The organism is Bacillus sp. Xin1 (assembly GCF_013314535.1).
Taxonomy (GTDB): domain Bacteria; phylum Bacillota; class Bacilli; order Bacillales; family Bacillaceae_G; genus Bacillus_A.
In genome coordinates this window covers 200,945-214,404 of record NZ_JABUAE010000002.1, presented here as the reverse complement: position 1 = coordinate 214,404, position 13,460 = coordinate 200,945, and the positions used below count along the sequence as shown (strand labels likewise).

Genomic DNA, 13,460 nt, shown 5'->3' with positions numbered 1-13,460 from the left:
AACGTCAAAAAACACATTATTATGATAAGAATAAGGAGGATTACGTACATGGATTTCTTTGAAAATGTCATTACTCCGATTCATAAGTTTATTACAACAACAAACGAATATTTATGGGGTTATATTTTAATTGCATTATTAATTACTGTGGGTTGCTATTTTACAATAAGAGCTGGATTTGTTCAGTTCCGTCACATTCGTGAGATGATCCGTTTACTAGGTGACGGCGCAAGTCCTTCTACACGTAAAGCACAAAAAGAAAAACACGGCGTTTCTTCATTCCAAGCATTTTGTATGAGTACAGCATCACGTGTTGGAACTGGTAATTTAGCTGGTGTTGCGATCGCTATTTCCATGGGTGGACCAGGTGCTGTCTTCTGGATGTGGCTTATCGCTATGATTGGCGGAGCATCTGCTTTTGTTGAAAGTACACTTGCACAAATCTACAAAATTAAAGACGGTAAAGCATTCCGCGGTGGTCCAGCGTACTATATGGAAAAAGGGTTAAACAAACGCTGGATGGGTATGATTTTCTCTGTTTTAATTACAGTTAGTTTTGGTCTTGTCTTTAACGCTGTACAAGCAAACACTGTAACATCTGCATTCGATGGTGCTTTTCATGTCGATCCAAAATTGGTAGGACTTTCATTAGCTGCCTTATTATCTGTCGTTATTTTCGGTGGTGTAAAGCGTATCGCGCGTGTTGTAGAAATGATTGTACCGGTTATGGCAATCATTTATGTTGCAGTTGCACTATTTGTAGTGGTGACAAATATTACACTGGTTCCAGAAATGGTAAAAGAAATTTTAGCACACGCATTTGGCATAAAAGAAGTTGCTGGCGGTAGCTTTGGTGCAGCTGTGTTACTCGGCGTAAAACGTGGATTATTCTCCAATGAAGCAGGTATGGGTAGTGCACCAAACGCAGCAGCGACTGCTAACGTAACACACCCTGTGAAACAAGGTTTCATTCAAACACTTGGTGTGTTTACAGATACATTATTAATATGCAGTTGTACTGCTTTTATTATCCTTTTATCAGATGTTCATACTGGAACAGATTTAAATGGTATCCAGTTAACACAAGAAGCGTTAAAAATGCATATTGGCCCTTGGGCACCAATCTTTGTCGCTGTAGCAATCTTCTTATTTGCTTTCAGCTCACTAATCGGAAATTACTACTATGGTGAAACAAATATCGAATTCCTAAAAGGAAGTAAAACAACTCTTATGATTTACCGCATTGCTGTAATCGGTATGGTATTCCTAGGTTCTGTTGCAACGATTCAAGTTGTTTGGGATTTAGCAGACCTATTTATGGGCGTTATGGCAATCTTCAACTTAGTTACGATCATATTCTTAAGCAAATACGCATTTGCAGCATTAAAAGATTATATGAAGCAAAAAGAAGCTGGAAAAGATCCTGTCTTCTACGCCGATAGCATTCCTGGTTTAGAAAACACAGAGTGCTGGGAACGTGAAAAAACTGAAGAAAAAGTTGGTTAAAGAAAATCCCCGTTAAAGCGGGGATTTTCTTTATTATAATACATCACGTTTTTGGAATAATACACTTGAAGTAACGAGTAATACTACAAAATAAGCAAGTACTAGCAATAACGATGTTGTAAAATTAAATTCTGGAAATGGTGGTGTAGCACCTCCACTAATTAGTTTATTACCATCATATATACTTAAATCCAAATGTAAGAATACAAAAAACTTAGCTACTCCTTTAACAAACATCATGAGCATCATGTTAATCGCTCCTTGCAAAAAGAATAGGAACAGTGCAATGATTAATGGTAATACTGATTTTCGAAAAACATTTGCCAAGAAGAAGGCAAGTGTCGCAAAGAAGAACGGAGACACAAGTTTATATAGGATCCCTTTAAGCAATACCCCTAGCGTTAATTCTGTTTTTCCACCATCCATAACGATTGCACCAATAACCATCGCGATTAAGGTACCTGTAACGATAACAAACAGCATTGCTAGTAAAACTGAAATATATTTAGAAAATAAAATCATAATTCTTTTTCTTGGGCGAATTAACAACTGCTTAATTGTTCCTTTTTGGAACTCATCAGTAATCGTACGTGAAGCAATGGTAATACCAAAGATTGCTGCAAATAAAATAACTATACCTGTATCTCTCATCGCATAATCTAGATAGGTTCCTTTCAGATCTTTCGCTTCTCCCCATTTCACCATTACAAAAGCACCCAGAATTTCTAACGCCGCGATCACACCTATCAATATATACATACCTTTTTTTGCATGTAACTTTAGCAATTCATTTTGAATTAATTTAAACATTACGCCTTCACTCCCCCTGTAATCGCTAAGAACTCATCTTCTAATGTTTTATTTTGCACTGTAACGCCATATACGAGAATATCCGCATGAACAAGTCGTTTCACAAGTTGTGGAATTTCATCTTTCGTTACAGAGGCAACAACGACATTTCCTTGTACTTTACCCTTAATCACTTCATTTGCACGCTGAACTTGATCCACCTCAAAAGTTACGGCAACCGTTTCATCATTCTTCGCTTGCTCATGTAAGTTATATGCTTGTACAAATTGCCCATTCTTAATGATAACAACGCGGTCACACATCAATTCAATCTCACTTAATAAATGGCTGGATACAATAACAGCTATATTTTTTTCTTTCGCTAATCGTTGTAAATAATCACGAATTTGACGAATACCAGCTGGATCTAATCCATTCGTCGGCTCATCTAAAATTAAAATTTTCGGGTTATGTAAAAGTGCTTGTGCAATTCCAAGACGTTGCTTCATCCCAAGTGAATATGTTTTCACTTTTTTATGAATGGCATGTTCTAATTCAACAAGCTTTACAATTTCAGCAATACGCTCTTTACTAATTGGTGTAACTGCCATATTCGCAAAATGCTTTAGGTTTTGCATTCCTGTCATATAATCATATAATTCTGGATTCTCGACAATCGCTCCAATCTGTTCTAACGCCCTCTCACGTTCTGTACGAATGCTATGACCACAAATCGTTATATCGCCTTCTGTCATTGCAATAAGACCAGTCATCATTCGAATTGTCGTCGTTTTCCCGCTCCCATTTGGTCCAAGAAAACCATATACTTCCCCTTCACGAACTTCAAATGAAAGACCACGAATAATTTCATTTTTTCCTATTTTTTTATGGACGTTTTCTAATTTTACTACTACATTTCCCAATGATTGTTCCTCCTTTAGACTTCTAGTTTTTTATCGATGATATAACTTGTTATTACCACCAATAAAAAAATTGACAATAAACTAAAAATTAAATAAGAAATATTCGAAGCATCACTAAAATAAAAAGATGTTTTAAAAAAACCATTTTTATCTATAACTCCAACATTTTTTATAGAAAATATATAACCATTTATTTTATCTAGCATATTAGTGATAACAAATTGAACTCCACCGAAAACAATAAATAAGATGATAAATAACATTTTATTTAATGCGGATTTCAAATTAAATAGTTTTACAACTATGATTAGGAAATACAGAGAAACTAATGTACTTACTAAATCTATAATCCATAAGAAGAGGGAGAACAGATGGTGTAATAACCCATAATTGTATAAACTATTAATAGCTTGTTGTACCTCTCCATTTGCTTTATTCTCATATATATTAATAGAAAGAAGATGTAAAAAAATAATTCCTATTACTGATAACAGGGTAAACATGATTACAAATAATAACAAATGTGCATATATATATTTCCTAGATGGAATTGCTGCATACCGAATCATAGTCCCCCTTACTACTCGTCGAAAAGAAGAAATTGCTAGTAAAAAGATAGAAAATGTAACTATACAAAATAATAATATAAATACGATTAATGCTATATCTTGTCTAATTGACAGCCTTTCTCCTGTGCATCCCTTTATATTAAATAACAGAATTAATGAAATCGTTATAAACCCAAAGTAAATCAACCATATCTTCTTTTTATTACAATTGTATAAATACCGAAGTGTTTGACTCATTTTCCAAACACCTCCTTAAACATCTCAGTCACGGCTTTCCCTTTTTGAAAACGCAGTTCTTCCACGTTTTCATGCAGTACAATTTCTCCATCCTTTAAAAAGATGACTTCATCAAAAATATTTTCAATTTCACTAATTAGATGCGTAGAAATTATAACTGTACAATCTTCACGATAAAATTGAAGAATAAGATCTAGCATATGCTCTCGGGAAACAGGATCGATTCCTCCGAGGGGTTCGTCTAATATATATAGCTTTGCTTTTCTTGAAAATGTTAAAATAAGTTGCAACTTTTCAATTATCCCTTTTGATAAAGCTGTAATTTTTTCTTCTAACGGTATTTTAAACGCAGCAATTGTATCCACTGCTTTTTGCATATCGAAATCTTGATAAAAATCGCGATAGAAAAATATTGCATCTTTTACAGTCATCCATTCATCGAATATAGGACGATCTGGCATAAACGATACAATCTTTTTCGTTTCTACCCCAATGTTTCGATCTGCAACTGTAATATTTCCTTCTGAAGGATGTTGTAAACCTGCGATCATTTTTAATAATGTCGTCTTCCCACTGCCATTATCTCCAACAAGACCAATAATTTTCCCTTCTGTAATCGCTAGATTTACATCTCGAATAACTATCTTCAAACCATGTCTCTTCCATAATTGTTCAATACGAAGTAAATCTTTCATCATTTCTCCTCCCTTTTCTCTTCTAATGAAGAACGAAGAATAGAGAGGATCTCTTCTTCTGAAAATCCTAAATGATCCATTCCATTTATAAAAGAATGAAGCAACTCTTTTGCCATATCTTTTCGCAGCTCCATAATTTTCTCTCCCTCGTTTGTTACATATCTTCCCATTCCTCTACGTGTCACAACAATCCCCTTTCTCTCTAATTCTTGAAATGTACGCTGAATTGTATTTGGATTTACTTGTAACTCACTCGCTAATTCACGTACAGATGGGATTTTGTCACCAGGTGATAAGTGACCTGTTACAATTTCTTTTTTTATGTATTCCATCACCTGAATATAAATCGGTATGTTAGGAGAAAACTCTATTTTCATTTCCCCCCTCCTTTTGTCTTAGTGTACTAGTTAAATAGTACACTAAGACAAAAGATATGTAAATACTTGTAAGTTACAATGTAATAAAAAGGCAGTGCAACTCTCGTTACACTGCCTTTCTCCTTATTCTATTTCGTTACCATTTCTGCCTCACTTTCTTCAAAAGGCCACTTCGGTAACATGTTCCGAAGTTCCTTATCAGAACGATAACCAAGTGCATACTCTGCTTGCATGATTGTATGAATCTCACGTGTTCCTTCGTAAATAACAGGTGCTTTTGCATTTCGTAAATATCTCTCCACAGGAAATTCATTTGAATATCCATAGGCGCCGTGCACCTGCACTGCGTCATTTGCCGCTTCAAATGCAGCGTCACAAGCGATCCATTTTGCCAAAGATGTTTCTTTTGTATTACGTTTCCCTTCATTTTTTAACCAACCTGCCTTATAAACTAGTAATCGTGATATTTCTAGATTCGCAGACATTTTCGCAATCATTTGCTGAACAAGCTGATGTTTTCCGATTTCTTTTCCAAATGTTTTACGCTCTTCACAATATTTTACACTCGCTTCTAAGCTTGCTTGAATAAGTCCACAAGCCCCTGCCGCGACTGTAAAACGTCCGTTATCTAATGAAGCCATTGCAATTTTAAAACCTTCTCCTTCTTCACCAAGAAGGTTTTCTACCGGTACTTTTACATCATCTAAAAATACTTCTCCTGTATTTCCAGCCCTAATACCAAGCTTTCCTTTTATCGCTTTTGTCGATACTCCTTGGAATGTTCGTTCTACGATAAAACAAGAAATACCGCGGTGCTTTAATTCCGAATTTGTTTTCGCAAATATTAAGAAATGATCTGCAACATCACATAACGAAATCCACGTTTTTGATCCATTTAATACATAGTAATCCCCTTGTTTTATCGCTGTTGTTTGCATCGCAACGACATCCGATCCTGCATTTGGTTCCGTTAAACCAAACGCCCCAATCTTTTCACCTTTCGCTTGTGGAACAAGATACTTTTGTTTCTGCTCTTCTGTTCCCCATTGAAGAAGTGTCATGCTATTTAATCCCGTATGTACAGATACAGCTGTACGGAAAGCTGTGTCACCGCGTTCTAATTCTTCACAAACAATAGCCAGTGTATTATAGTCCATTCCCACTCCGCCATATTGTTCTGGGATACAAACGCCCATAAACTGTAACTCTGCTAAGCGCTTCAAGATTTTTTGTTCAAAATGCCCTTTTTCATCCCATTCTTTAATGTATGGAATAATTTCATTATCCACAAACGCTCTCACTACTTTTCTAGCATTTTGTTGTTCTTCTGTTAACGAAAAATTCATTTGTACTGCCTCCTTATATCCATTGATTTCTTTTCATTTCTGCAATGTTGCTTTGAGAATATCCTAGACTTTCTAAGATTTGTTCCGTATGCTCTCCATGAAGTGGTGGATGTTTTCGCATCTGCACAGGTGTCTTCATAAGTTTTAATGGAGAACCTACAAGTTTAAGATTTTCAATGACCGGATGTTCCATATGAATTGTCATATCTCTCGTCACTGCTTGCTCTGTTTCAAGCGCTTCTTTCACATTAAGAATTTGTCCATTTGGAATCCCTGCCTCATCCAAAAGTTGTTGCCATTCCTCTTTCTTTTTTTTCTTCATTTCAATAGCAATCATATTTACAAGCTCGTCTTTATGTTGAAGGCGAGCTGCATTTGTTTTATAACGTTCTGAACTGGATAGATCTTGCCTATTAAGTAACAAACACAACCTATGAAACTGTTCATCATTTCCGACCGCAACAACAAGATCCCCATTCTCTGCTTTGAATACTTGATATGGAACAATATTCGGATGCTGATTCCCAAGTCTCTCTGGTAATTCACCTGTACATAAATAATTGCTCGCTACATTTACTAATGCCGCTAATTGTGAATCAAATAAAGAAATATCAATTTCTTGTCCTTCTCCTGTTCTATTTCGGTGCTGCAGGGCAGCTAAAATTCCGATACATGTAAAAAGACCTGTAAGTACATCTGAAATGGTAACACCTACTTTTGTAGGCCCTTCATCCCTTCCTCCCGTTATACTCATAAGTCCGCTCATTGCTTGAATCATATAATCATAACCAGGAAGATGGGAAGTGGGACCACTTTGACCAAAGCCACTAATAGAGGCAAGAATAATATCTTCCTTCACCTCTTTTAATACTTCATACCCAAGTCCCATTCTCTCAAGTGTTCCAGGCTTAAAATTTTGCACAACAATATCCGCATGAGAAACAAGCTTTTTCAAAACATCCTTTCCCATTTCTGACTTTAAATTTAATGTTATCGACTCTTTATTACGATTCGTACAAAGAAAATAAGCACTTTCCCCTTCTACGAATGGTGGTCCCCAGCTCCTTGTATCATCACCATTTCCTACATTCTCAACTTTTATCACTTCAGCCCCTAAATCACCAAGAATCATCGTACAAAAAGGACCCGCAAGAACCCGAGATAAATCAATAATTGTAATCCCTTGTAATGCTCCTCCCACTCCTTATCCTCCTATAATAAAAACCAGTAAAACCAATAAGAAAGGAAAAAGGCGAAATGGTGGTTTTACTGGCTTGTATTTAAAAGTTATTGTGTAAAATACTTATTGCGCTTTCACTTGTGATAACACTGATTTAAATGCATGGATTACTGTATCTACTTCTTCATAACTAATTGTAAGTGATGGTTCGATACGAATTGTCTTCGAATTAATTAATGTTCCAGCAACAAGAATACCTTGATCAAACATTGCTTTCGATACTTCATAACCAATTTCGTCTTTATGGAATTCAATACCGATCATTAAACCTTGGCCACGAATTTCAAAGACTTTGTCCTCATGCCCTTCAGCTGCTTTTTTCAATCCGTTTAAGAAATACTCCCCAACCTTTGCAGCTCGTTCTGGTAGATTTTCTTCCAATAACACATGGATTGTTGCAATTGCAGCAGCACATGCAAGTGGGTTTCCGCCAAACGTTGTTGTATGCATGAATGGATTGTCGAACCAACTTTTGAATACTTTTTCTTTCGCAACAATTGCACCTGCTGGCATTACGCCTCCGCCAAATGCTTTCGCAAGGCAAATAATATCCGGTACAACATCATATAATTCTGCAGCAAACATTTTCCCTGTGCGTCCCATCCCAGTTTGCACTTCATCAAAAATAAGTAGTGATCCGAATTCATCACAAAGTTCTCTTACTTGTTTCAAATAGTTTTCTGGAGGTAAAATAATACCACCCTCGCCTTGAATTGGCTCTAAAATAACAGCTGCAACATCTTCTCCTACTAATGCACACGTTTCAAATGTCTTTCTCATCATCTCAATATCACCAAATGGAACGTGGCGGAAACCTGGAATTAATGGTAAAAATGGCTTACGGAACATTCCTTTTGCCGTTCCAGATAAAGAACCAAGACTCTTACCATGGAAAGCGCGTGTTGTGGAAATGAAAGTTGTTCTTTCACTGTACATTTTTGCTAATTTTAATGCCGCCTCTACACTTTCTGTCCCACTATTTGTAAAGAAAGCATATTTCAAGTCACCTGGTGTAATATCTGCTAAAATTTTTGCAAGAATCGCACGAAGCGGGTCTAATAAGTCTTGACTGTGCAATGCTTGACGCTTTAATTGATCCGTAACAGCTTTTACTACTTTGGGATTACGGTGACCAACATTATAAATCCCGAAACCACCTAAACAATCAATATACTTTTTACCATTGATATCCATGAAGCAAGATCCTTCATCGGACCATTCTACAGCTGCAAATTGCCCATCTTTTGTTACCGTTTTTCTATACGCGAGAAAACCAGGATTTACATGTTCTCTAAATCCATCTACTGTTTCTTTTTGAATCCAGTTCGCCTCTTCTTCAGAGACTTTCTCTTTTTCGATTAGTTGCAGTACTTTCGTGATATAATCATTTACACTCGTATTCTTCACATCTTGTTCGTTAGATTTACTTTTTACATTCGTTCCCATCTATTTCACTCCTATAGTTTTTTTATTTGCAAACCAACCAATTGGTTCTACTTCTAAATTTATATTAATCTGCTTAATTTCTTGGAATTCCTCTAAACCAAACGTTCCTAAACTACGACCGATACCACTTTGTTTATATCCACCCCAAGGTGCTTCATTGTATGTTGGATGATAACTATTAATCCAAGTAATTCCTGCGCGAAGCTTGCGGATTACACGCATCGCTTTTGCACCATCAACTGTAAATACACCTCCAGCTAAGCCGTAATCTGTACCATTTGCTAGCTCAATTGCTTCCTGTTCATCCTTAAACTTTTGGATCACTACAACAGGACCAAAAATTTCTTCCTGTACAATACGCATATCAGGTTTTACATTGACAAAGACCGTTGGTTCAATAAAGAAACCATCACCTTTCCCATCTGTTAGTATCCGCTTTCCTCCGCAAGCAATTTCTGCTCCTTCGTCTTTTCCAATCTCAATATAGCGTAATACTTTTTCCATATGCTCTTGACTTACAAGTGGTCCCATCTCTGATTCTGGGTTATCACCAGGTCCAACATTAATTTGTTTTGCTCGTTCTACGAAACAACTAACAAATTTATCGTAAACGCTTTCTTCTACAAGGATTCTTGATCCCGCTGAACATACTTGTCCAGAACCTGCATAAATACCAAATAATGCATAATCAACAGCCGTTTCAAAATCTGCATCTGCAAAAATAATATTTGGAGATTTCCCGCCAAGTTCTAGCGAAATCTTTTTCATATTATCTGCCGCTGTTCTCATGATGTGTTTTCCTGTTTTTGTTCCGCCCGTAAAGGAAATCATATCAACTTTATTACTTGCTGCAATCTCATTTCCTACTGTTGGTCCAGCTCCCATCACCATATTGGCAACACCTTTTGGCAACTCTACTTTCTCAAGAATTTCAAATAGTTTCGTTGCAGTGATTGGTGTCACTTCAGAAGGTTTAAACACAATCGTGTTTCCAGCTGCTAAAGCAGGTGCAATTTTCCATACACTCATTAATAACGGATAATTCCAAGGAACGATTAAGCCACAAACACCAACTGGCTCTCTCACTACCATAGCTTGCATCGGATCAGCTACATGATATGTTTGTCCGTCTGGCTTTGTAATCAGCCCTGCATAATAGCGGAAACAAGCTGCTGCATCCCCAATATCCCCTTCTGCCTCGCGATGCGTTTTCCCATTATCCATCGTCTCGAGACGCGTAAGTTCTTCCATATTTTTATCAATCTCATCTGCAATTTTAAATAAATAAGACGCTCTTTCAGCTGCGGATGTTTCTGACCAAATTCCGCTATCAAAAGTTGCTCTCGCCACTCCAATCGCGTATTTTGCATCCTCAATCGTTCCCTCAGGTGCATATGCGATAACCTTGCCATTCGCAGGGTTAATAATCGATCTTTTCTCTTGATTACTAGAATCTCTCCATTCACCGTTTACATACATTTTTAAATCTAGCACTGTATATAATCCCCCTTTGTCGATCGTTCATATATTATATAAGCAATAATTGTGCCAACATTTAAAATACGAAGTAATCATACAAAAACTGAATATTTTCTTAAATAAGGTGAAACTTTAATCAGCCTTCACCAATCGGGCTTTACCGGCAGTCCGGTCTCCACCTATCCTCTTAGTTACTCTCTAAATGGTTTTCCTGCCCATTGATATGGAATAAACCACACAAAATTATGCATTTTTGCATAGGTTATGACATTTCGCATAATTACAACAAAAAAGAAGGAGTCCATGTAGACTCCTCCCTTTCTCCTTTAAAAATATGAAATTGTATCAACCGCTATTTCCTTTTCATTCATGATTTTTTGATATTTACGACTAACAGAAGACTGACTTATTCCAAGGGCCTTTGCTGCCTTTGTTGTTGTTCTATACTGCTTCATCGCAAGTAAAATTAATTGCTCTTCTACAGAATGCAATGCTTCTTGTAATGGTAAAACCCTTGTAATTACCGGCTTTGATTTTTTAAAATCATATCCAGGAGTTAAAAATTTACTAACAAATTCAGCATCAATAACAGCATCATCTGCTGATACAACTAAACGTTCAATCATATTCTGTAATTCTCTTACATTTCCGGGCCATGAATAAAACTCTAGTAAATTAAGTGCATCCGGAGTTAAATGATAGTTTCTATTATATTTTTCATTTAACTGCTGTAAAAAATGAAACGCGAGTACCGGAACATCTTCCATTCGTTCTCTAAGCGGAGGAACTTGCAGGGGGATTACATTTAAGCGATAAAATAAATCTTCCCGGAACGTGCCAGCCTCCACCATTTTTTCAAGACTTTTATTTGTGGCAGCAATAATTTGAACATTTATTTTTGTAGGTATCGTGCTTCCAATTGGAATTACTTCTTGTTCTTGTAACACTCTAAGTAATTTTACTTGCAGATGTAACGGCATTTCTCCAATCTCATCCAAAAATAAAATCCCTTGATCTGCCCGCTTAAAATATCCTTCTTTTCCATTTTTATCTGCACCCGTAAAAGCACCCTTCGTATAGCCAAACAATTCACTTTCTAACAAAGTCTCTGGAATCGCACCACAGTTTAATTTTAAAAACGGCTTTGACGACCTGTTTCCAAGTTGATGAATTGCTTGTGCAATCACTTCCTTTCCGACGCCCGATTCTCCAGAAATCAAAACATTTGAAGAAAAGTCAGCTATTTTTTTTGCTTGATTAATAATTTGTTCCATTTTTGGACTACAATAAATCAGTTTTTTAAGAAAGCGATCTTTATTTTTAAAGCTATCCAACTCTTTTTTATATTGCTCAGATATCTTTTTTATCTCATGCAATTCCGTCTTTAATCTTGTTGCCTCTGTAATATCCCTTGAAGCGATAATAATGCGGTGAAGCTCTCCATTTTCATTAAATACAGGATTTCCAACTGCTAATATCTTTCTACCACTTTTTGTTTCTTGTACAATGGATACCTTTTTCTTTTGTTCTAGCACTAATCGCGTAACAGATGGACTAAATAATCCTTTCTTTTCTAAGTCTAAAAGATTTTTTCCTAGAAGATCTTTCAAATCTCTTCCCCAAAAATCATTGATAACGGTTTCACTATAACGGATTAATTCCCCTTTATGATTAACAACTAATATTTCATCGTAAATACTAGATAAGATTGCATGTAAATCTTTATTTAAATCCTTTATATATTCAATTTCCATAGCCATATCCTCAACCATCGGTAAATCTTGCACAATAATAACCATTCCTTCGATTCTTTGATCAAAGTTTGGGATAGGACTGTAGTCAACTAATACTCCCATCTCATTTGTTATTTGTAGTTGGTTTAAAATCGTTTTTCCCGTTGTAAATACAGTATTAATATGTTCTCCATTAAAAATCTGTTCGGCTGGTACATTCATAACTTTTTCAGGAGTAGATTTAATCATCTTCAAACCAGATTCATTACAATTTACAATCTTCTTTTCACGGTCTACTACAAAAATCCCCATTGGAATAGACGTTAAAATGATTTTCAGTATATCTACATTTTTATTTTCTTGTTTAAATAATTCTGCAAAAACATCCTCTCTTCGTATGTATCCCGTTAACTCTCCTGCTTCATTTTTTACAATGGCAATGGGTGCCCCTATAATTTGAAAGAGAGCTGTCAAAGAAATATTTTTGCTAAGATGACAGATTGTATCTAGTGAAACAGCATTTGAAAGCAATGCTTGGGTAGTTACTCCCTCACTTTTTAATAGCAGATCCTTCACATGGACGTATGCAAATAGTTGATCTTCTCTTTTTAGAAATAAAAAAGATTCTTTTATATTGTTAACATCTATACTCCATTCCTTTTCGGGTTGATCGATAGGTAGAGAAACAATAGGTCTAATTTTTTTATGAGCAATGGAAAACATTCTGCTACTCCTCCTTTAAACTGCTTAACTTGTATTGTATCATTAAAAACAGATTTTTTTAATTAATCTGATAATATACATTTTTTACTTACTTTAATAAAAAAAGGAAGATGAATAGTTCCATCTTCCTTCCTACAATCAATCACTCCCACTAACTAGAATATCTTCTTGAATATAAGCCAATACCATACCTGGAATGACTTTATCTCCTGCTTCTACCTCTAAAGATTGCACCTCTCCGCTACATCCCATTTTGATTACTTCCGTCTTTCCATTCATATCTTTAATAGCAAATAGCGGTTCCCATTCATAAATTCGAGAATCTTTATCAATAGACACCTTTTCAACCGTTCCATAGCATGGGCTCGTAACAATCTCATAATACAAAATGAATCAT

General features: G+C 35.9%; 12 protein-coding genes. 1 reads left to right on the top strand and 11 read right to left on the bottom strand.

The annotated features are described in order from the left end of the window. Positions 1 to 48: 48 nt before the first annotated feature. Positions 49 to 1,506 (top strand): alanine/glycine:cation symporter family protein, encoded by a 1,458-nt coding sequence (locus HRG09_RS04180; RefSeq protein ID WP_217447908.1) that lies wholly within the window; start codon positions 49 to 51, stop codon positions 1,504 to 1,506. A 33-nt stretch (positions 1,507 to 1,539) separates the two neighbouring features. Here the strand turns inward: HRG09_RS04180 and HRG09_RS04175 are convergent, their stop codons facing one another. From HRG09_RS04175 to HRG09_RS04125, 11 genes are all read right to left on the bottom strand, one after another. Next, positions 1,540 to 2,316, bottom strand: a complete 777-nt coding sequence (locus tag HRG09_RS04175) for an ABC transporter permease (RefSeq protein WP_174099498.1) — start codon at positions 2,314 to 2,316, stop codon at positions 1,540 to 1,542. After that, the gene (locus HRG09_RS04170; RefSeq protein ID WP_174099497.1) at positions 2,316 to 3,218 is read right to left on the bottom strand and encodes an ABC transporter ATP-binding protein; all 903 of its coding nucleotides are present in this window, start codon (positions 3,216 to 3,218) and stop codon (positions 2,316 to 2,318) included. Before HRG09_RS04170 ends, HRG09_RS04175 begins: the two co-directional genes overlap by 1 nt. 14 nt (positions 3,219 to 3,232) lie before the next feature. Then, entirely contained in the window at positions 3,233 to 4,024 is a 792-nt protein-coding gene (locus HRG09_RS04165) for an ABC transporter permease (protein ID WP_174099496.1), read from the bottom strand. Next, positions 4,021 to 4,719: an ABC transporter ATP-binding protein gene (locus HRG09_RS04160; RefSeq protein WP_174099495.1), complete on the bottom strand. Its 699-nt coding sequence runs from the start codon at positions 4,717 to 4,719 to the stop codon at positions 4,021 to 4,023. Before HRG09_RS04160 ends, HRG09_RS04165 begins: the two co-directional genes overlap by 4 nt. Then, positions 4,719 to 5,096, bottom strand: a complete 378-nt coding sequence (locus tag HRG09_RS04155; protein WP_174099494.1) for a GntR family transcriptional regulator — start codon at positions 5,094 to 5,096, stop codon at positions 4,719 to 4,721. Before HRG09_RS04155 ends, HRG09_RS04160 begins: the two co-directional genes overlap by 1 nt. Before the next feature lie 128 nt (positions 5,097 to 5,224). Beyond that, complete coding sequence (locus HRG09_RS04150; protein ID WP_174099493.1) at positions 5,225 to 6,442, bottom strand: acyl-CoA dehydrogenase family protein; 1,218 nt, start codon at positions 6,440 to 6,442, stop codon at positions 5,225 to 5,227. Between the two features lie 13 nt (positions 6,443 to 6,455). Continuing rightward, positions 6,456 to 7,643, bottom strand: coding sequence for a CaiB/BaiF CoA transferase family protein (locus tag HRG09_RS04145; RefSeq protein ID WP_174099492.1), 1,188 nt, complete (start codon positions 7,641 to 7,643; stop codon positions 6,456 to 6,458). A 102-nt stretch (positions 7,644 to 7,745) separates the two neighbouring features. Next, the gene (locus HRG09_RS04140) at positions 7,746 to 9,128 is read right to left on the bottom strand and encodes a putrescine aminotransferase (protein ID WP_174099491.1); all 1,383 of its coding nucleotides are present in this window, start codon (positions 9,126 to 9,128) and stop codon (positions 7,746 to 7,748) included. After that, positions 9,129 to 10,622, bottom strand: coding sequence for an aldehyde dehydrogenase family protein (locus tag HRG09_RS04135; protein ID WP_174099490.1), 1,494 nt, complete (start codon positions 10,620 to 10,622; stop codon positions 9,129 to 9,131). A 311-nt stretch (positions 10,623 to 10,933) separates the two neighbouring features. Beyond that, positions 10,934 to 13,063 carry a sigma 54-interacting transcriptional regulator gene (locus HRG09_RS04130; RefSeq protein ID WP_174099489.1) on the bottom strand — a complete coding sequence of 710 codons (2,130 nt, stop codon included), beginning with the start codon at positions 13,061 to 13,063 and terminating at the stop codon, positions 10,934 to 10,936. A 138-nt stretch (positions 13,064 to 13,201) separates the two neighbouring features. Continuing rightward, entirely contained in the window at positions 13,202 to 13,450 is a 249-nt protein-coding gene (locus HRG09_RS04125) for a biotin/lipoyl attachment domain-containing protein (protein ID WP_174099488.1), read from the bottom strand. Positions 13,451 to 13,460: the final 10 nt, after the last annotated feature.